The 18066-nt window shown below is 63.0% G+C and carries 17 protein-coding genes and 2 pseudogenes; 10 read left to right on the forward strand and 9 right to left on the reverse strand.

All coding sequences use genetic code 11. The annotated features are described in order from the left end of the window. Positions 1 to 116 precede the first annotated feature (116 nt). Positions 117 to 854, forward strand: coding sequence for a DUF599 domain-containing protein (locus H0I86_RS08485; RefSeq protein WP_009047770.1), 738 nt, complete (start codon positions 117 to 119; stop codon positions 852 to 854). Next, positions 854 to 1255 carry an MAPEG family protein gene (locus H0I86_RS08490; RefSeq protein ID WP_180924682.1) on the forward strand — a complete coding sequence of 134 codons (402 nt, stop codon included), beginning with the start codon at positions 854 to 856 and terminating at the stop codon, positions 1253 to 1255. The genes H0I86_RS08485 and H0I86_RS08490 overlap by 1 nt, the downstream gene beginning before the upstream one ends. Positions 1256 to 1320: 65 nt before the next feature. Here H0I86_RS08490 and H0I86_RS08495 read toward each other — a convergent pair whose 3' ends face one another. Beyond that, complete coding sequence (locus H0I86_RS08495; RefSeq protein ID WP_007931529.1) at positions 1321 to 1572, reverse strand: hypothetical protein; 252 nt, start codon at positions 1570 to 1572, stop codon at positions 1321 to 1323. 158 nt (positions 1573 to 1730) lie between these two features. On the opposite strand from H0I86_RS08495, the gene H0I86_RS08500 reads away from it, so the two are divergent. The 4 genes from H0I86_RS08500 (at position 1731) to H0I86_RS08515 (ending at position 5445) form a co-directional block, all read left to right on the forward strand. Continuing rightward, a complete protein-coding gene (locus H0I86_RS08500) occupies positions 1731 to 2207 on the forward strand; it encodes a PaaI family thioesterase (RefSeq protein ID WP_124298803.1) in 477 nt (158 codons plus the stop codon). Beyond that, entirely contained in the window at positions 2204 to 2656 is a 453-nt protein-coding gene (locus tag H0I86_RS08505) for a PaaI family thioesterase (RefSeq protein ID WP_180924683.1), read from the forward strand. The genes H0I86_RS08500 and H0I86_RS08505 overlap by 4 nt, the downstream gene beginning before the upstream one ends. An 88-nt stretch (positions 2657 to 2744) precedes the next feature. Continuing rightward, complete coding sequence (htpG, locus tag H0I86_RS08510; RefSeq protein ID WP_180924684.1) at positions 2745 to 4649, forward strand: molecular chaperone HtpG; 1905 nt, start codon at positions 2745 to 2747, stop codon at positions 4647 to 4649. A 67-nt stretch (positions 4650 to 4716) separates the two neighbouring features. Beyond that, positions 4717 to 5445, forward strand: a complete 729-nt coding sequence (locus H0I86_RS08515; RefSeq protein ID WP_180924685.1) for a dienelactone hydrolase family protein — start codon at positions 4717 to 4719, stop codon at positions 5443 to 5445. Positions 5446 to 5538: 93 nt separating this feature from the next. Here H0I86_RS08515 and H0I86_RS08520 read toward each other — a convergent pair whose 3' ends face one another. From H0I86_RS08520 to H0I86_RS08535, 4 genes are all read right to left on the reverse strand, one after another. Further along, positions 5539 to 6717 carry a trans-sulfuration enzyme family protein gene (locus tag H0I86_RS08520; protein ID WP_180924686.1) on the reverse strand — a complete coding sequence of 393 codons (1179 nt, stop codon included), beginning with the start codon at positions 6715 to 6717 and terminating at the stop codon, positions 5539 to 5541. Next, on the reverse strand, positions 6714 to 8090 hold the full coding sequence (locus H0I86_RS08525) for a pyridoxal-phosphate dependent enzyme (protein WP_124319868.1): 1377 nt from the start codon (positions 8088 to 8090) through the stop codon (positions 6714 to 6716). Before H0I86_RS08525 ends, H0I86_RS08520 begins: the two co-directional genes overlap by 4 nt. Before the next feature lie 211 nt (positions 8091 to 8301). Further along, entirely contained in the window at positions 8302 to 9189 is an 888-nt protein-coding gene (locus H0I86_RS08530) for a pirin family protein (protein ID WP_180924687.1), read from the reverse strand. 62 nt (positions 9190 to 9251) lie between these two features. After that, positions 9252 to 9668 (reverse strand): OsmC family protein, encoded by a 417-nt coding sequence (locus H0I86_RS08535; protein ID WP_007931549.1) that lies wholly within the window; start codon positions 9666 to 9668, stop codon positions 9252 to 9254. Positions 9669 to 9804: 136 nt separating this feature from the next. On the opposite strand from H0I86_RS08535, the gene H0I86_RS08540 reads away from it, so the two are divergent. The 4 genes and pseudogenes from H0I86_RS08540 to H0I86_RS32450 form a co-directional block, all read left to right on the forward strand. After that, a complete protein-coding gene (locus H0I86_RS08540) occupies positions 9805 to 10806 on the forward strand; it encodes an amidohydrolase family protein (protein ID WP_180924688.1) in 1002 nt (333 codons plus the stop codon). A gap of 112 nt (positions 10807 to 10918) precedes the next feature. Further along, entirely contained in the window at positions 10919 to 11395 is a 477-nt protein-coding gene (locus H0I86_RS08545; RefSeq protein ID WP_124350070.1) for a DUF3859 domain-containing protein, read from the forward strand. A 200-nt stretch (positions 11396 to 11595) separates the two neighbouring features. Beyond that, a pseudogene (locus H0I86_RS32445) lies at positions 11596 to 12255 on the forward strand (MCP four helix bundle domain-containing protein); the annotation flags it as partial. Between the two features lie 306 nt (positions 12256 to 12561). Next, a pseudogene (locus H0I86_RS32450) lies at positions 12562 to 13158 on the forward strand (methyl-accepting chemotaxis protein); the annotation flags it as partial. An 83-nt stretch (positions 13159 to 13241) separates the two neighbouring features. Here H0I86_RS32450 and fabB read toward each other — a convergent pair. The 4 genes from fabB to H0I86_RS08570 form a co-directional block, all read right to left on the reverse strand. Beyond that, a complete protein-coding gene (gene fabB / locus H0I86_RS08555; protein ID WP_038580984.1) occupies positions 13242 to 14462 on the reverse strand; it encodes a beta-ketoacyl-ACP synthase I in 1221 nt (406 codons plus the stop codon). Between the two features lie 11 nt (positions 14463 to 14473). Then, on the reverse strand, positions 14474 to 14989 hold the full coding sequence (fabA, locus tag H0I86_RS08560) for a 3-hydroxyacyl-[acyl-carrier-protein] dehydratase FabA (RefSeq protein WP_007931558.1): 516 nt from the start codon (positions 14987 to 14989) through the stop codon (positions 14474 to 14476). Between the two features lie 248 nt (positions 14990 to 15237). Next, positions 15238 to 17139 carry an ATP-binding protein gene (locus H0I86_RS08565; RefSeq protein WP_009047784.1) on the reverse strand — a complete coding sequence of 634 codons (1902 nt, stop codon included), beginning with the start codon at positions 17137 to 17139 and terminating at the stop codon, positions 15238 to 15240. Continuing rightward, positions 17136 to 18065 (reverse strand): ABC transporter substrate-binding protein, encoded by a 930-nt coding sequence (locus H0I86_RS08570; RefSeq protein ID WP_180924690.1) that lies wholly within the window; start codon positions 18063 to 18065, stop codon positions 17136 to 17138. Before H0I86_RS08570 ends, H0I86_RS08565 begins: the two co-directional genes overlap by 4 nt. Position 18066 lies beyond the last annotated feature (1 nt).

Raw genomic sequence — 18066 nt, forward strand, 5'->3', positions numbered from 1 at the left:
TATCCGGCGATACGGGGCATTTTTTATGGGCGACGGATGGTGTCTTTTTTCCTCGATCAACGTCGAAGCAGTGCCAGTTGTATCCGCACTCTGCCAACGCCTATCCGGGAACCTGCATGTCGTTCGTCGAAGCCAACCTGATCCATCTCATCGCCGCCCTCTGGTTTGTCATCTGCTGGGGCGGCTATACCCGCTACGCCACGTGGAAGGGGCGCGACACCGCGTGCCTGGCCAGCGTGCTGCACCTGTACCGGGAGGACTGGATGCGCCGCATGCTGCTGCGCGACAACCGCATCGCCGATGCCAGCGTGATCGGCAACCTGGAGCGCAATGCCTCGTTCTTTGCTTCCAGTACCCTGATTATCCTCGCCGGTATCCTCACCGTGCTCGGCGCTTCCGAGCGCGCGGTGTCGCTGCTGGCCGACATTCCCATGGTGCAGCAGGCCTCCCAGGGCATGTCGGAGATCAAGCTGCTGTGCCTGGCCCTGGTGTTCGTCTACGCCTTCTTCACCTTCAGCTGGTGCATGCGCCAGTACAACTTCGCCGCCATCCTCGTCGGCTCGGCGCCGATGATCGGTGAGCGGCATGTTTCTGAACAGGAGCGAAAAGCCTTTGCCTTGCGGGCCGCTCGGGTGATTTCCATGGCCGCCAACCAGTTCAACTTCGGCCTGCGTTCCTATTACTTCGGCATGAGCATGCTGGCCTGGTTCGTCAGCCCCTGGCTGTTCATGTTGATGAGCGCGGGCGTGGTGCTGGTGCTGTACCGCCGGGAGTTTCATTCCGACGTGTTGGACGTAATGGTCTATACCCCTACAGAGGCGCCATTGCCCGAGGCGAACAAGGAGATAGCCTGATGAGTATCGCGTTTTGGTGTGTGTTTATCAGCGCGTTGTTGATTTACGTGGCACGGATGCCGGTGGCCAGGGCCATGAAAGAGCAGGGCGGTTACGACAATCACCTGCCACGCCAGCAACAGGCGCAACTCACGGGGTTCGGTGCCCGGGCGCTGGCGGCGCACCAGAACAGTTTCGAAGCCTTTATGTTATTCGCGGTCGGGGTCCTGGTGGCCCATACCACCCAGACTCAGGGCTGGTTGATCGACGGCCTGGCGATCGTCTTCGTCATTACGCGAGTTATCTATCTGCTGTGCTATTGGGCGGACCTGGCCTGGCAGCGCAGCCTGGTCTGGTTTATCGGTCTGCTCTGCTCATTGCTGCTGATGCTTAGTCCGACTTTTCGCAGCCTGTTGGCTTAGAAGTTATTCCAGACAAAGTAAAGCCCGCACTAGGCGGGCTTTCTTTTTGCTGCACTAAAACCGGATTAGTTGGTTTTAGGAGCGGCTTCCTTGGCAGCTTCTTCAGCCGCTGCTTTGCTCGATTCAACCTGATCTTTGGCTGCTTCGGCGTTTTCTTTTGCGGCTTCGTTCACTTTATCCTGAGCTTCGTTCATTTTCTGTTGAGCTTGCTCAGCATGTTGGTTGGCATCTTGAGCTTTGTCCTCGGATTTTTTATCGCAGGCAGCGAGACCGAGGGAAGCGGTCAGCATCAGGGCAATAGCTAAAGTCTTACGCATGGGGTGTTTCTCCTTATTGAAGATATCTTCTGGCCTTTCGAGCGTGGCTCTACAGGTTAAGTTCCTTGAAAGCTAAAGATATATAAAGTGCCAGCAATATGGAACTTTTACCTGTCTCGTCAACTGAGCGGTTTTGACATCAACTAGAGAATTACCTTATGGAGCAAAACCCTGTTTTTGAGCGTGCGACGCGGTTTTTGTCGGCGCTGCGCCATTGCCAGGTATTGGCCATGAGCGTGCACAGCGCTTCAAAAGACGGCATCACCCTGATGCTGCCTTACAGTCCGCAGATAGTCGGCAACCCTCAGACCGGAGTGATCCACGGTGGCGCGCTGACCTCGTTGATGGACACCGCTTGCGGCATGGCCACCTTGTGCGTCCTGCCGGAGTTCGAGGTCTGCCCGACCCTGGACCTGCGCATCGATTACATGCACCCGGCAGAGCCGGGCAAAAGCGTGTATGGCTTTGCCCAGTGCTATCGGGTGACCACCGACGTGATTTTTACCCGCGGTTTTGCCTATCAGGACGACCCCGAGCACCCCGTTGCCCATGTGGTGGGCACCTTCATGCGCATGGGCAAGGGCATCAAGGGCAGCAAAGGTTTTGCCGGCGCCATCAAGGGTGAGCAGCCATGAGCGACGATTTCCAGGAACAAGTGCAGCGTGCCCACCGGCAAGGCGATTACGCCGCACTGTTGCAACGGATTCCGTACGCCAGGCTGATCGGCATCGAGTGTTCGCGACAGGGTGATGAGTTGCTGTTTCGCCTGCCCGCCAACCGCGACAACATTGGCAACCCGTTGCTGCCGGCCCTGCACGGTGGGGTGATCGCCGGTTTCATGGAGTTGGCGGCGGCCCTGCACCTGTTGATTGGCACCGGCTCGCCCGGAGTGCCGAAGATCATCGACTTCTCCCTCGATTACCTGCGCGCCGGGCAATTTCGCGATACCTATGCCAGGTGCCAGGTCTGCCGCCAGGGCCGGCGGGTGGCGAACGTGGCCATCACCGCCTGGCAGAGCAGCGCAGAGGAGCCGATTGCCACCGCCCGAGCACATTTCAAGCTCGAAGAAAGTCCAGGCCCTTGAAATCTCAGGTCTAGCCCCCAACTCTGTGGACATCCCGCCGTAAGCCCTCCGGGCGCGGCTTATGCCATCTGATTGGAGTTTGATGACCATGAGTGTGGAAACTCAAAAGGAAACCCTGGGCTTCCAGACCGAGGTAAAGCAACTGCTGCACCTCATGATCCATTCGCTGTATTCCAACAAGGAAATCTTCCTTCGCGAATTGATCTCGAACGCCTCTGACGCTGTCGACAAATTGCGCTTCGAAGCCCTGTCCAAGCCTGAGTTGCTGGAAGGTGGCGCGGAGCTGAAAATCCGTGTGAGCTTCGACAAGGACGCCAAGACCGTCACCCTCGAAGACAACGGCATCGGCATGAGCCGGGAAGATGTGATCACCCACCTGGGGACTATCGCCAAGTCCGGCACTGCCGATTTCATGAAAAACCTCACGGGCGACCAGAAGAAGGATTCGCACCTGATCGGCCAGTTCGGCGTGGGCTTCTATTCCGCCTTCATCGTCGCCGACAAGGTCGATGTCTTCAGCCGTCGTGCCGGCCTCGCTGCGAGCGAAGGCGTGCACTGGTCCTCCAAGGGCGAGGGTGAGTTCGAAGTCGCGACCATCGACAAGGCCGACCGCGGCACCCGTATCGTCCTGCACCTGAAGTCCGGCGACGACGAGTTCGCCGATGGCTGGCGCCTGCGCAACATCATCAAGAAGTACTCCGACCATATCGCCCTGCCGATCGAGCTGCCGAAAGAGGTCGCTGCCGCCGAGGGTGAAGAGAAACCTGCGCAGGAATGGGAAACCGTCAACCGCGCCAGTGCCCTGTGGACCCGTCCGCGTACCGAGATCAAGGACGAGGAATACCAGGAGTTCTACAAGCACATCGCCCACGATTTCGAGAACCCGCTGAGCTGGAGCCATAACAAGGTCGAAGGCAAGCTGGAATACAGCTCGCTGCTGTACGTGCCGGCCCGTGCGCCATTCGACCTGTACCAGCGTGAAGCGCCGAAAGGCCTGAAGCTGTACGTGCAGCGTGTGTTCGTGATGGACCAGGCAGAGTCCTTCCTGCCGCTGTACCTGCGCTTCATCAAGGGTGTGGTCGACTCCAACGACCTGTCGCTGAACGTGTCGCGGGAAATCCTGCAGAAAGACCCGATCATCGACTCCATGAAGTCGGCGCTGACCAAGCGCGTGCTGGACATGCTGGAAAAACTGGCGAAGAACGAGCCTGAGCAATACAAGGGCTTCTGGAAAAACTTCGGCCAGGTGATGAAAGAAGGCCCGGCCGAAGACTTCGCCAACAAGGAAAAGATCGCCGGCCTGCTGCGCTTCGCCTCCACCCAGGGCGACGACGGCGAGCAAGTGGTGTCCCTGGCCGAGTACCTGGCGCGCGCCAAGGAAGGTCAGGACAAGATCTACTACCTCACCGGCGAAACCTACGCGCAGGTCAAGAACAGCCCGCACCTGGAGGTCTTCCGCAAGAAAGGCATCGAAGTGCTGCTGCTGACCGACCGCATCGACGAGTGGCTGATGAGCTACCTGAGCGACTTCGACGGCAAGAGCTTTGTCGACGTGGCGCGTGGTGACCTGGACCTGGGCAACCTGGACTCGGAAGAGGACAAGAAGGCCGCGGAAGAAGTCGCCAAGAGCAAGGAAGGCCTGGTGGAGCGGATCAAGACCGCCCTGGGCGATACCGTCAGCGAAGTGCGGGTTTCCCACCGCCTGACCGACTCCCCGGCGATCCTGGCGATCGGCGAGCAGGACCTGGGCCTGCAGATGCGCCAGATCCTCGAGGCCAGCGGGCAGAAGGTGCCGGATTCCAAGCCGATCTTCGAATTCAACCCGGCTCACCCGTTGATCGAGAAACTCGACGGCGAGCAGAGTGACGAGCGCTTCGGCGACCTGTCGCACATCCTCTTCGATCAGGCGGCCCTGGCCGCCGGCGACAGCTTGAAAGACCCTGCCGCCTATGTGCGTCGTCTGAACAAGCTGTTGGTTGAACTGTCGGTTTAACTACGTTGCATAAAAACCCGCTTCGGCGGGTTTTTTCATTCCGGTGTTTTTGAATCAGGAGTCTGAAATGAGCCAAGTCACTGTTCGTTCCCTGGTCTACCAGATTGATGGTCAATCCTATGAAAGCCGCCTGGCGTTCGATTCCGGCCAGCAGGGCCCGCGTCCGGGGCTGTTGATGGCGCCGAACTGGATGGGTGTCAGCGCCGATGCGGAGAAGATCGCCGAGGCGGTGGCCGCCAAGGGGTATGTGGTGCTGATCGCCGACTTGTACGGGCAACAGGTCCGTCCGAGCAACGGCGACGAGGCGGGCGCCGCCATGATGCCGCTGAAGGATGACCGGGCCCTGCTGCGCAAGCGCATGCAGGCGGCTTTCGAGGCGCTGCAAAGCCAGCAGGAAGCTGCTGTGGACAAGGCCAGGCTGGCCACCTTCGGTTTCTGCTTTGGTGGTTGCTGCTCCCTGGAGCTGGCGCGCAGCGGTGCGCCGCTGAAAGCCACGGTGTCCTTCCACGGCACCCTGGATACGCCGAACCCGGCCGACGCCCAGAACATCAAGGGCTCGGTGCTGGTGCTGCACGGCGCTTCCGACCCGCTGGTGCCGAAAGAGCAATTGCCGGCCTTCGAAGCGGAAATGAATGCCGCGGGCGTGGATTGGCAGCTGCTGAGCTACGGCGGCGCGGTGCATTCCTTCACCGATCCGCACGCCAATGTACCGGGCAAGATGATGTACGACGCCAAGACCGCGGGCCGGGCCTTCACCTCGATGCACAACCTGCTGGACGAAGTGTTCAAGGGCTGAGCCCAGGGAACCACAAGCCCGCCTGGCGATGCAATGCGGCTCTCAGTGAGCCGCCTTGTACACCAAGCGGTTTTTTTTGTGCCTGTCAGCCATTCAGATTCGCGTCAGCGCCTGGGCCAGGTCGGCGCGCAGGTCCTCGACATCCTCGACCCCCACGGACAAGCGCACCAGAGCATCGCCGATGCCGAGCTGTGCCCGGGTGTCCGCGGGAATGCTGGCGTGGGTCATGATCGCCGGATGCTCGATCAGGCTTTCCACGCCACCCAGGCTCTCGGCCAGGGCGAAGATCCGCACGTTCTCGAGAAACCGCTTGGCACCGGCCAGGTCGCAGTTCAGATCGAGGGAGATCATCCCGCCGAAAGCCTGCATCTGCCGTCGCGCCAGTGCGTGCTGCGGGTGGGACGGCAGGCCTGGGTAGTAGACCCGCGCCACCTGCGGCTGGCGTTCCAGCCATTGCGCCAGCTCCAGGGCGTTGCTGCAGTGGCGTTCCATGCGCAGCGCCAGGGTCTTCACCCCGCGCAGGGTGAGGAAGGCGTCGAACGGCCCGGCGATAGCCCCCACCGCGTTCTGCAGGAAGCCCAGGCGCTCGGCCAGGTCGGGGTTCTGACCGACCACCGCGATACCGCCGATCACGTCGGAATGGCCGTTGAGGTACTTGGTCGTCGAGTGCAGCACGATATCGAAGCCCAGCTCCAGCGGGCGCTGGATCCATGGGCTGGCAAAGGTGTTGTCGGCGACGCAGATGATGCCCCGCGCACGGCAGATGCGCGCGATGGCGGCGAGATCGGTGAGGCGCAGCAGGGGATTGCTCGGGGTCTCGACCATCACCATTCGCGTGTCGTCCTGCAGCGCCGCTTCGAAGGCCGAGAGGTCGGACAGGTCGACGAAGCCGAAGCGATGCCCGGCGCTGCGCCGGCGCACCCGTTCGAACAGGCGGAAGGTGCCGCCGTACAGGTCATTGCCGGAAACGATATGCGCGCCGGCGTCGAGCAGTTCGAGCACGCTGGAAATCGCCGCCAGCCCGGAGGCGAAGGCGAAGGCCTGGGTGCCGCCCTCGAGGTCCGCCACGCAGCGCTCCAGCGCCCAGCGCGTGGGGTTGTGCGAGCGCCCGTAGTCCAGGCCCTTGTGCACCCCGGGGCTCTGCTGGGCATAGGTGGAGTTGGCGTAGATCGGCGGCATCAGCGCCCCGGTGGAGGGGTCCGGCGTCTGCCCGGCATGGATCACCCGGGTGGCGAAGGCGCGCGGCGCGCCGGTTTCATCCTGTTGGCTCATGGCAGTGATCTCCGTAGGTGGTTGAGCATGTCGACCCGGGTAATCAAGCCGTGGAAGCCCGAGGCGTCGGCGATGATCGCCACGAAGCCACGGTCGAGTTCCGCCTCCAGTTCGGCCAGGCTGGCGCTGGGAGGCAGGGTTTCCAGCTGATCGCTCATGGCGCTGGCCACGGTCTTGCGAAAGTGTGAAGCGTCTTCGTGCACGCCCAGCAGGATGTCCGACTCGTCGATTACCCCGACCAGCCGCTGTCCGTCCACCAGCACCGGCAGTTGCGACACGTCGGCCAGGCGCATGCGCTGGAAGGCGGTGAGCAGGGTGTCGTCCGGCCCCACGCTGATCACCCGGCCGTCCTCGAAGCGCCGCGCGATCAGGTCGCGCAGGTCGCCGTAGCCTTTGCGTTGCAGCAGGCCCTGGTCGTTCATCCATTGGTCGTTGTAGATCTTCGACAGGTAGCGGGTGCCGGTGTCGCAGACGAAGCTGACCACCCGCTTCGGTTCGGTCTGCTCGCGGCAGTAGCGCAGAGCCGCGGCCAGCAGGGTACCGGTCGAAGAGCCGCCGAGAATGCCCTCGGCGCGCAGCAGCTGGCGGGCGTGCTCGAAGCTTTCTTCGTCGCTGATGGAATAGGCCTTGCGCACGCTGGAAAGGTCGGCGATGGACGGAACGAAGTCTTCGCCTATGCCTTCCACGGCCCAGGAACCGGGTGTGCCCAGGGTGCCGCTGCGGCTGTATTCGGCCATCACCGAACCGACCGGATCGGCCAGGACCATGGCCAGGTCCGGCTGCACCCGGCGGAAGAACCGGGTCAGCCCGGTCAGGGTGCCGGCCGAGCCGACGCCGACCACTATGGCGTCCACATCATGTTGGGTCTGCGCCCAGATTTCCGGCGCGGTGCTGCATTCGTGGGCCAACGGGTTGGCCGGGTTGTTGAACTGATCGGCGAAGAAGGCGTCGGGAATCTCCTTGGTCAGCCGCGCCGCCATATCCTGGTAGTAGTCAGGGTGGCCCTTGCCGACGTCGGAGCGGGTGATATGCACTTCGGCGCCCATCGCCTTGAGGTGCAGGACCTTCTCGGTGGACATCTTGTCCGGCACCACCAGGACCACCCGGTAGCCCTTGGCGCGGCCGACCAGGGCCAGGCCGAGGCCGGTGTTGCCGGCGGTGGCCTCGACTATGGTGCCGCCGGGGCGAAGGCGGCCGTCGCGCTCGGCGGCGTCGATCATCGCCAGGCCTATGCGGTCCTTGATCGAACCACCGGGGTTTTGCGATTCAAGCTTGAGAAACAGCGTACAGGGGCCGGTATCGAAACGGCTGACACGCACCAGCGGCGTGTTGCCGATCAGTTCGAGCACGGCGGGACGGGAGTCGTTTGGCATGTCGTCACCTCGCTGCGCAAAGCTGCGCTGGATGGACAGCGACCCACGGCGAATCATCGCGCGGCGGTCGCAGGCAATGCATCGCTTGGACCATAGGCCGGGATCCGGCTACCCGCAACCGCTCGCGCCGGCCGGTACCTGCTTGCGCAACCTGGCGGCGGTGGAGCCTAGGCTGGGTGCTTGACCTGCCCAGGCCTCCGAACGCCCGGCGCTACAGGGGTGACGGCGAGCCCTTGCCCTTGGGCAGTTCGATTCGTTCGCTTTCTCCCGGCACCGTCGGCCAGTCGCCGGCGGCCCAGCGCTGGCGGGCTTCATCGATACGGGCCGGGTCGCTGGAGACGAAGTTCCAGTTGATCCGCCGTGGACCGTCCAGCGGCGCGCCGCCGAACAGCACGGCGTGGCAGTCGCTGTCGGCGAACAGGGTCGGGGTGGTGCCGGCCGGCAGGATCACCAGCGCATGCGGCTCGACGGGCTCGCCGTCCAGCTGGGCGTCGCCTTCGAGCACGTACAGGGCGCGCTCCTCATGTTCGGCGGGGATCAGCAGGGTGGTCGCGGTCTGCAGCTGTATTTCGGCATACAGGGTCGGGGAGAGCACGGGGACCGGCGATTCCAGGCAGAAACCGCTGCCGGCGATCATGCGGATCCTGACCCCGAGGTTGTCGCTGACCGGCAGGGTCGCGGCCGGGTGATGGCTGTAGTGCCCCGGGCCTTGTTCATGGGGCTTGGGGGAGGCCAGCCAGACTTGCAGGCCGTGCATGCTGAAGTCGCTGTCGATCAGCGCCTGCGGGGTGCGCTCGACGTGGGCGATGGCGCTGCCGGCGGTCATCCAGCTGACATCCCCCTGGTTCACCACCTGGTCGGAACCCAGGCTGTCCTTGTGCTGGATCTGTCCCTGGAACAGGTAGGTCAGGGTCGACAGGCCGATATGCGGATGTTGGCGGATATTCATGCCCTTGCCCGCGGGGTAGCGGGTTTGCAGCATGTGATCGAAAAACACGAAGGGCCCCACGCTGCGGCATTGGGCCGAGGGCAGCGGACGCAGGATGGGTTGGCCTTCGACGTCCTCGGCGCGAGGGCGAATCACGAGCGGTGTGTTCATGGTGCATTCCAGGCTGATCGGGTGATGCCCGGGAGCATAACCCGCTTGTGCGAGCCGTGGCGCTATTGGCTGAAGGCGCCTTCGGACAGGTGGGTCTCGATGCTCACCTCGGCGGTGGTCATCAGCTTGTGCACCGGGCAGCGGTCGGCGACACGATGCAGTTCTTCACGCTGGGCGTCGGTGAGCACGCCTTTGAGGGTCAGTTTGACGTGCAGCGCGTATTTGCCTTTCTGCTCCTGGCTGTTGTCGTGCTTGACCTCGACCGTGACGCCGGTGAGCGGAATCTCTTTTTTCTGCGCGTATAGCTTGAGGGTCAGGGCCTTGCAGGCGCCCAGGGCGGCATCGAAGAAGTCGTGGGGTTCCGGCGCGGAACCTTCGCCGCCCAGGGTCTTGGGTAGGTCGGCGAACAATTGGTGGTCATCGATCTGGATGCTGTGGCGAAAACCTTCGCTGGATTCGGTATTGACGGTGATAGTCATGACGGACCTCGGGCAATGAGCAGTCGTTGAAAGGTGGTGCAGTTATAGAGCATTACGCTGGTTGTGCGTTCCCCTTTTTCTGAACCGCCACATCCGGGGCAGGGTCTACCCAGCGTGAATCGACGGGAGCCCACCCATGCACTGGATCTACCTGAGCACCTTGCTGTTGCTGCTGCCGAGCGCCTGGGCCCAGGCCCGCGACTACGCCTACAGCGATGCCCACCTGCATTACGTCGACTTCTTCCAGGAGTCGGCGGGCATGGACAAGCTGCTCAAGGCCATGGCCGACAACCGCATCGAGCATGTGATGATTTCCGGTATCCCGGTGGCCAAGAAATGGCATGAAGACGAACCCAAGCGGCCGCGCTACTACGCCGGCGACGACGCCGATGCCTACTGGTACAGCGCTACCGATGTGATTGTCGCCGCCGCGGTGAACCGCCTGACGCCCGAGCAGCGCCGGCACTTCCATCCGTTCCTGTCCGGCTTCAACCCCAACGACAAGAACTCCGAGGCCCATATCCAGCGCATGCTCGACCTCAACCCGGGGCTGTGGCAGGGCATCGGCGAGGTCTTCACCCGCCACGACGACCTGACCGCGCTGACCTCCGGCGATACGCCACGGGCCAATAACGAGGCGATGACGCGGATCTATCATCTGGCGGCGGAAAACGACCTGCCGGTGATGCTGCATTCCAACATCACCTCCAAGCGCGAAAAGAACCCGCTGTACCTGGCGGAAATCGAAGAGCCGCTGCGCAATCACCCTCACACGCGTTTTATCTGGGCCCACGCGGGCACCAGCATGGAGATCCACCGGCACCAGGTGCAGTTGAGTTTTCTCCTGCCGACCCTGGCGCGGATGCTCGAGTCCTACCCCAACCTGTACATCGACCTGTCCTGGAGCGTGCTCCGGCCGTACCTGCTGGATAAGCAGGGCGTGCCCCGGACGGAGTGGGTAAAGCTGGTGGAGCGCTTTCCCGAGCGGTTCATGCTGGGGTCGGACGTTGTCGGGCGATTCAACAAGCTGGGGCGGGAAATGCGCGGCTTCGAGCCCTTCCTCGATGCCTTGCCGGAGGACGTGGCGCGCAAGGTGGCCCGGGACAACTTCCTCGCCGTGCTGCCGCGGGCACGTTGATCCAGGGTGGCTCCAGTGCGTGGGCGTTGCCAGGGCGCTGGCGATGCAGGTTTGTCATCAGCCTGTCATGCCTGCGTCATAGGCTCGCGCAATCTCAATCAAGGAGCGCGATATGCACCTCACCCGTTTAAGCGCATTGGCGGCGCTGATGATGCTCAGTGGCCTGGGCATTTCCGAAGTTCATGCCGAAGTCCGTGTCGAAGGCCCAGTGGAATATGGTGTGTTCGAGGGGCCGAAGGCCGCGTTGCAGTCGGGTGAGCGAGTGCTGCGGCGCAGTAACGAGAACATCGAGCAGACCGAGATCGTGCCTGCGCGGCTGGGCACCAAGTTCGGCCTGCGTTATCAGCTGGCCGGCAAGGTGGCCGAGGATGTGCCGCTGACCCTGCTGTATTTCACACCGGGTATCCGCACCCCGGATGGCCAGCGTCACGACAAGCTCGAAGTGACCCAGAAACTGGTGCCGGGCGCGCCGCAGGACATCATGGCCTACGAGTTCACCGAGAGTCATGAAGTGATCCCCGGCGAGTGGCGTTTCATGGTGTTCCAGGGCGACCGTTTGTTGGTCCAGCAGCGTTTTACCGTACGCTGAATCGTTTACGCCCAGGCATCGGAGTGCTTGGGCGTTTTGATATCACGTTTTCGTCTTAAGCAAATTTTCCGCGACCCGATACTTTCAACAGCAGCCCGCTGCATGGCGAATGCAGCGCTTTTGGAAGGAACCGGAGAATGAGCATCAGGAGTCTCAACATTGCACCGCGCGCAGGCCTGGGCTTCGGCCTGCTGGCGTTGATGGTGTTCGGCCTGGGGGCGTTCGCCCTGCTGCAGATGTCGAACATGCGCGCGCAGTCCGACGAGGTCGACAACAACTGGCTGCCCAGTGTGATGTCGGTGGGCGAAATGAATCAGGACCTGCTGCGGGTCCGCGCGCTGACCATGCGCTTGCTGCTCAACCGCAATCCCCAGGCCCTGGCGCAGAACGAAAGCAAACTCAATGAGATCAAGCGCGGCATGACGGTGGCCCAGGAGCGCTATAACGCGCTGATTGTGCTGCCGGAAGAGCGTGTGCTGTTCGATCGCTACAAAGCCGCCGAGAAGCGCTACCTCGAGCATCAGAACCAGGTGATGGCGCTGTCGCAACAGGGGCGGGTCGAGGATGCGGTCGCGGTGGTCAATGGCGAGATGAGCCAGCTGGCCGATGAGCTGGCGGGCACTCTCAATGAGCTGGTGGCCCTCAACCGGCACAACGCCAACCTGGCCACCGAGCTGGCCAGGGCGGTATTCAGCAACGCCAAGGTCTGGGTGGTCGTAATGGTCGTGGTGGCTGGCCTGATGACCATCGTCCTGGCGTTGTTGCTGACCCGCAGCATTGTGCTGCCGCTCTCGCAATCGCTGAACGTGGCCGAAGTAGTGGCCGGCGGCGACCTGACCGAGGACATCCGCATCAGCGGCAAGGATGAGCCGGCGCGCCTGCTGCAGGCGCTCAAGGCCATGCAGCACAGCCTGCGGGAGACCATCCGGCGCATCTCCGACTCTTCCAGCCAGCTGGCTTCCGCTTCGGAGGAGCTCAGTTGCGTGACCGAGGACGCCACGCGCGGCCTGCACCAGCAGAGCCAGGAAATCGAGCAGGCGGCGACGGCGGTGAACCAGATGACCGCCGCGGTGGAGGAGGTGGCCAGCAATGCCGTGGCGACGTCCGAGGCCTCCCGCCAGTCCGACCTGATTGCCCAGCATGGGCGTGAGCAGGTGCGGCAGACGGTGCAGTCCATCGAGTCCCTGGCCGACGACGTGACCGCCAACGCCTCCCAGGTCGAAGAACTGGCGCAGAAGGTCTATGGCATCAGCAAGGTGCTGGATGTGATCCGTTCGGTGGCCGAGCAGACCAACCTGCTGGCCCTGAATGCCGCCATCGAGGCGGCGCGGGCCGGGGATGCCGGCCGCGGGTTCGCGGTGGTGGCCGACGAGGTGCGGGCGCTGGCTCATCGCACCCAGCAATCGACCCAGGAGATCGAGCAGATGATCGGCGGCATTCAGCAGGGCACCGAGCAGGCCGTCAGCTCCATGCAGCAAAGCAACAGCCGGGCCCGCTCGACCCTGGAGCTGGCCAAGGCGGCGGGGGCGGCGTTGGAGGAAATCGCCGGGGCGATCACCCTGATCAACGAGCGCAACACGGTGATCGCCAGCGCTTCGGAGGAGCAGGCGGCGGTGGCCAGGGAGGTGGACCGCAACCTGATGAACATCCGCGACCTGGCCATGCAGACCTCGGCCGGGGCCAACCAGACCAGTGCCGCGAGCCAGGAGCTGTCACGGCTGGCGGTGGACCTGAACACCCTGGTGGCGCGTTTTTCGGTGTAAGTGCTTCGGGAAAACAGTCGCCCAATAAAAAACGCCCCGAACCAGTCGGGGCGTTTTTCATATAGCCAGCGAAGCGGCGGGGCTTACTTGCCCTGCCAGCGCTTCAGGACCAGGGTGGCGTTGGTGCCGCCGAAGCCGAAGCTGTTGCTCATCACGGTGTTGATGGTGGCGTCTTCGCGAGTCTTGGTCAGGATCGGCATGTCGGCCACTTCCGGATCCAGCTCTTCGATATTGGCGGAACCTGCCATGAAGTTGCCTTCCATCATCAGCAGGCAGTAGATCGCTTCGTGAACGCCGGCGGCGCCCAGGGAGTGACCCGACAGGCTCTTGGTGGAGCTGATGGCCGGAGCCTTGTCGCCGAACACTTCACGCACGCCTTTCATTTCCGCGACGTCGCCGACCGGAGTCGAGGTGCCATGGGTGTTCAGGTAGTCGATCGGTGCGTCGACAGTGGACATGGCCATCTGCATGCAACGGATTGCACCTTCGCCGCTTGGCGCCACCATGTCGTAGCCGTCGGACGTCGCGCCGTAGCCAACGATTTCGGCGTAGATCTTCGCGCCGCGGGCCAGGGCGTGTTCCAGCTCCTCGACCACCACCATGCCGCCACCGCCGGCGATGACAAAACCGTCACGCTTGGCGTCGTAGGCACGGGAAGCCTTGTCCGGGGTCTCGTTGTACTGGCTGGACAGGGCGCCCATGGCGTCGAACAGGAACGACTGGCTCCAGTGTTCTTCTTCACCGCCGCCGGCGAACACGATGTCCTGCTTGCCCATCTGGATCTGTTCCATGGCGGTACCGATGCAGTGAGCACTGGTGGCGCAGGCGGAAGCGATGGAGTAGTTCAGGCCCTTGATCTTGAACGGAGTGGCCAGGCAGGCGGAAACGGTGCTGCTCATGGTCCGCGTGACACGGTATGGGCCAACGCGCTTGACGCCTTTCTCGCGCAGGATGTCCAGCGCTTCCATCTGGTTCAGGGTCGAGGCGCCGCCGGAGCCGGCGATCAGGCCGGTACGCGGGTTGGAAACCTGCTCTTCGGTCAGGCCGGAGTCGGCGATGGCGTCTTTCATGGCCAGGTAGGCGTAAGCCGCCGCGTGGCCGACGAAGCGATAGACCTTGCGATCGATCAGCTCTTCGAGATTGAGGTCAATGGAGCCGGAAACCTGGCTACGCAGACCCATTTCGGCATATTCCGGGTTGAAGCGGATGCCAGGGCGACTTGCACGCAGGTTAGCGGAGACGGTCTCTTTGTCATTGCCCAGGCACGAAACGATGCCCAGACCAGTGATAACGACGCGGCGCATGCGGATAACCCTTAGAAGTTGTCAGTGGAGGTGAAAACGCCAACCCGGAGGCCTTCGGCGGTGTAGATTTCGCGGCCGTCGACGCTGACCGAACCGTCGGCGATGGCCATGTTCAGTTTGCCCTTGAGGACGCGCTTGATATGGATGTTATAGGTGACTTTCTTGGCGGTCGGCAGCACCTGGCCAAAGAACTTCACTTCGCCCGAACCCAGGGCGCGACCGCGGCCCGGCAGGCCTTGCCAGCCCAGGAAAAAACCGACCAGTTGCCACATGGCGTCGAGGCCCAGGCAGCCCGGCATCACCGGATCGCCTTCGAAATGGCAGGCGAAGAACCACAGGTCCGGGGTGATATCCAGCTCGGCGACCAATTCACCTTTGCCGTACTTGCCACCCTCTTGGCTGATATGAGTGATGCGATCCACCATCAGCATGTTCGGGGCGGGCAGTTGCGCGTTACCTGGGCCGAACAGCTCACCGCGACTGCAGCGCAGCAGATCTTCCCGAGTAAAGGCGTTTTGTTTGGTCATGCGAGCTCCTCAATAGTCCCATGCGGCAGGGTGGGGCAAATCTTCCCGGCCGATCGAAGCGTTCATGCCTCGAGCCGGCAGCCTACTCATAGACTATTGCGTTGTGGTGAAAGTCACAGCACAAGGGACATGAATGTACACTTGTGCACTGAAATTATTGTACAGACCCTGTGAGGGGCCTGTTCGGGTGCCTAAGACTGCCGCACTTTCGCCCTTCACGCCAGTCGCAGATGGTCGATAAATGGCCGCTACTGCACCCAACGTTGGAGAATTTGCTGCAGATCCGTGCGTTTGAACGGCTTGGCCAGGTAATCGTTCATTCCCGCCGACAAACACGCTTCGCGGTCGCCCTGCAAGGCATTGGCGGTCAAGGCGATGATCGGCAGGTCGGCGCATCCGGGCAGTTGGCGGATCTGCCGGGTGGCCTCGTAACCGTCGATCAGCGGCAGCCGGCAGTCCATCAGGATCGCCTCGAAAATCAGGCTTTCGGCGCTGCGAATGGCCTGGGCGCCGTCGGTGGCGATGCTGACCGTGAAGCCCAGGCTGCGCAGCATGGCCTGGATCACGGTCTGGTTGACCGGGTTGTCTTCCACCAGCAGCACGTTGCGTCCTTCGCCATGGGCATGCCCGCTGTGCACCCGCGGTGCCAGCACCGGCAGGCTTTGCTGGTACAGCGCCAGCGGGATCTCCAGGGTGAACACCGAGCCGCGGCCCTCCTCGCTCTGGGCGCGCAGGGTGCCGCCCATGCGTTCGGCCAGGGTGCGGGCGATCGGCAGCCCCAGGCCGGTGCCGCCATAACGCCGGGAAATCGAACTGTCGGCCTGCTGGAAGGCGTTGAACATCAGTTCCAGGCTTTGCGGGCTGATGCCGATCCCGCTGTCGCGCACGCTACAGGTGAACCACAGCAGTTCATGGTCCAGGGCCTGCCATTGCGGTTCGATGGTGACGCTGCCTTGTTCGGTGAACTTCAAGGCGTTGCCGATCAGGTTCACCAGGATCTGCCGGATGCGCGTCGGGTCGCCTTTGACTTGCAGCGATTCCATGCCGGGCGGCAGCCGCAGTTGCAGGTCCAGCCCGCGCTGCGCGGCGCTGTGCTGGAAGGCCTGGGCCGAGCTGCTGATGAGTTCGGCGAGATTGAACGGGATGTGCTCCAGCTCCAGGGCCGAACGCTCGATGCGCGAGAAGTCGAGGATGTCGTTGATTACCTTGAGCAGGTGCTCGGTGGACTCGGAGGCCAGCGCCGCGTACTCGTGCTGCTCATCGGTCATTTCCGTGGTTTCGAGCAGTTGCAGCATGCCCAGTACGCCGTTCATGGGCGTGCGCAGTTCGTGGCTCATCATCGCCAGGAAGTCCGACTTGGCGTTGTTGGCTCGCTCCGCTTCTTCGCGGGTCTGGATCAATTGCGCCATGGCCTGGTGCTGTTCGCGGCTGGCCTGCTCGAGGCCGGCCGCGAGGTTGTTGATATGCCGCGAAAGATCGCCCAGCTCGGCATCGTCGACGATCGGCAGCGGAGTCTTGAAGTCACCCTGTTGAATGGCCTTGACCGCGGTGCCCATGGCGCTGATCGGCTGCGACAGGCTGGCCGCCAGGCGGCGGGCCAGGAGGAAGGTGAACAGCAGGGCGAACAGCGCGAGGATGCCGGCCTTGAACAGGATCTCCTGCTGGCGCTGGCTGAAGGCGTCGTTGGACATGCCGACGATCACCCGCCCCAGGTAGTCCTCGTTCGGGCTCACGCTGGCGCTCGGGTCGTCCTGGAAAAAGTCGTTGCTGAGCTGGATACGCTGCAGGCGTACCGGGGCCTGGAACACTTCCACCTGCTGTGAGCGGTTGTGAGTCTCCGAAGGCTGCTCGACGTACACCAGGATCTTGTTGCGGCTGTCCTGGACTTCGAGAAAACGCACATGGGGCGTGGCCAGGGTGGCCTTGAGCAGGCTCTCCAGGCCTTCGCTGTTGCCCGAAATCACCCCGTACTCGGTGGCCGGCGCCAGCTGGTTGGCGATCAACTGGCCGGTGTGGTTGAGCTCCTGGCGCAGATCCTGGATCCGCACGAAGGTAAAGAAGCTGATCAGCAGCAGGGTCAGCAGCAGCGCCGGGCCGAGGCAGATGATCTGGGTGCGGGTACTGATGTCCCAACGGCGACGGAAGGTCATGGGCGTTTTTCTCCTTCGGCCAGCTGGGTCGCCACCGATTGTTCGTCAATCGGTTCGACACCCAGGGAGCGTGCCACTTGCGGGTTGCTCAACACCTTGAACGGTTGCGGATACAGGGTACGCGGCCAGTGGGGCGTGGGCCGGTCCAGCAAATCGTCGAGCACCTGCAGCCAGTCGTCCTGGTCGCTGTAGGTGCTGGCCAGGCTGCCGGCCTTGACGAAGCCGGCATTGGGGCCGATCAGCGCCAGTTGCCGGGCATAGCTGCTCAATAACAGGTTCTTCGCGGTTTTCGGGTTGTACAGGCGCGGGTCGTCCAGCCCCAGCAAGACGTCGCTGCTTTTCAGCAGGCTTTGCAGCGGGCGACTGTCATTGGTGTCGTCCCAGCGCTCGGCGACGATTTCCAGCCCCAGGGGATGGGCGGCCTGGTGCAGTTCCTTGAGCAGGAATTCACTGTCGGCGCCGTAGAGCACGCCGATCCGCCGGGCCTGGGGGAGAATCTTGCGGATCAGTTGCAATTGTCGAGCCAGCGGCGGGTCGCTCCATAACAGGCTCAGCCGGGGCGAGGTCGTTGCCCCAAGGCGCTGTTGGGCCTGGATCCGGCCGATGCGCAGCACCAGGGTGGCCGGGCCCTGGGCCTCTTGCTGGCGCCACTCCAGGCTGGCCGGGTCGAGCAGGATCAGCCGGGTCCCCGCCGGCAATTGACCGGGGGCAGGCAGGTTGGCCAGGAGTTCGAAGCGCACTTCGTCCTGTGGCCGCTGTTGCGCCAGTGCCTGGGCGAAGGCTCGCACGCCGGCGCTGTCTTCGGCGCCGGTCAGCAACACCTGGGCCGCCCATGCGGGGAATGCACCCCAGAGGCAACAGAACAGCAGCAGGCGAACCTGGAATCGGCTCAAGGCTGGCGTCATCCCTGACTGACGGTGGCTCATG

This window comes from Pseudomonas chlororaphis subsp. aurantiaca, from assembly GCF_013466605.1.
In the GTDB taxonomy this organism is placed as follows: domain Bacteria; phylum Pseudomonadota; class Gammaproteobacteria; order Pseudomonadales; family Pseudomonadaceae; genus Aquipseudomonas; species Aquipseudomonas chlororaphis_I.

What these genes read in the sequence shown, in the direction of transcription:
- H0I86_RS08485 (WP_009047770.1), top strand. Translation starts at nt 117, where the DNA reads ATGTCGTTCGTCGAAGCCAACCTGATCCATCTCATCGCCGCCCTCTGG.
- H0I86_RS08490 (WP_180924682.1), top strand. Translation starts at nt 854, where the DNA reads ATGAGTATCGCGTTTTGGTGTGTGTTTATCAGCGCGTTGTTGATTTAC.
- H0I86_RS08495 (WP_007931529.1), bottom strand. Translation starts at nt 1,572, where the DNA reads ATGCGTAAGACTTTAGCTATTGCCCTGATGCTGACCGCTTCCCTCGGT.
- H0I86_RS08500 (WP_124298803.1), top strand. Translation starts at nt 1,731, where the DNA reads ATGGAGCAAAACCCTGTTTTTGAGCGTGCGACGCGGTTTTTGTCGGCG.
- H0I86_RS08505 (WP_180924683.1), top strand. Translation starts at nt 2,204, where the DNA reads ATGAGCGACGATTTCCAGGAACAAGTGCAGCGTGCCCACCGGCAAGGC.
- htpG (WP_180924684.1), top strand. Translation starts at nt 2,745, where the DNA reads ATGAGTGTGGAAACTCAAAAGGAAACCCTGGGCTTCCAGACCGAGGTA.
- H0I86_RS08515 (WP_180924685.1), top strand. Translation starts at nt 4,717, where the DNA reads ATGAGCCAAGTCACTGTTCGTTCCCTGGTCTACCAGATTGATGGTCAA.
- H0I86_RS08520 (WP_180924686.1), bottom strand. Translation starts at nt 6,717, where the DNA reads ATGAGCCAACAGGATGAAACCGGCGCGCCGCGCGCCTTCGCCACCCGG.
- H0I86_RS08525 (WP_124319868.1), bottom strand. Translation starts at nt 8,090, where the DNA reads ATGCCAAACGACTCCCGTCCCGCCGTGCTCGAACTGATCGGCAACACG.
- H0I86_RS08530 (WP_180924687.1), bottom strand. Translation starts at nt 9,189, where the DNA reads ATGAACACACCGCTCGTGATTCGCCCTCGCGCCGAGGACGTCGAAGGC.
- H0I86_RS08535 (WP_007931549.1), bottom strand. Translation starts at nt 9,668, where the DNA reads ATGACTATCACCGTCAATACCGAATCCAGCGAAGGTTTTCGCCACAGC.
- H0I86_RS08540 (WP_180924688.1), top strand. Translation starts at nt 9,805, where the DNA reads ATGCACTGGATCTACCTGAGCACCTTGCTGTTGCTGCTGCCGAGCGCC.
- H0I86_RS08545 (WP_124350070.1), top strand. Translation starts at nt 10,919, where the DNA reads ATGCACCTCACCCGTTTAAGCGCATTGGCGGCGCTGATGATGCTCAGT.
- fabB (WP_038580984.1), bottom strand. Translation starts at nt 14,462, where the DNA reads ATGCGCCGCGTCGTTATCACTGGTCTGGGCATCGTTTCGTGCCTGGGC.
- fabA (WP_007931558.1), bottom strand. Translation starts at nt 14,989, where the DNA reads ATGACCAAACAAAACGCCTTTACTCGGGAAGATCTGCTGCGCTGCAGT.
- H0I86_RS08565 (WP_009047784.1), bottom strand. Translation starts at nt 17,139, where the DNA reads ATGACCTTCCGTCGCCGTTGGGACATCAGTACCCGCACCCAGATCATC.
- H0I86_RS08570 (WP_180924690.1), bottom strand. Translation starts at nt 18,065, where the DNA reads ATGAGCCACCGTCAGTCAGGGATGACGCCAGCCTTGAGCCGATTCCAG.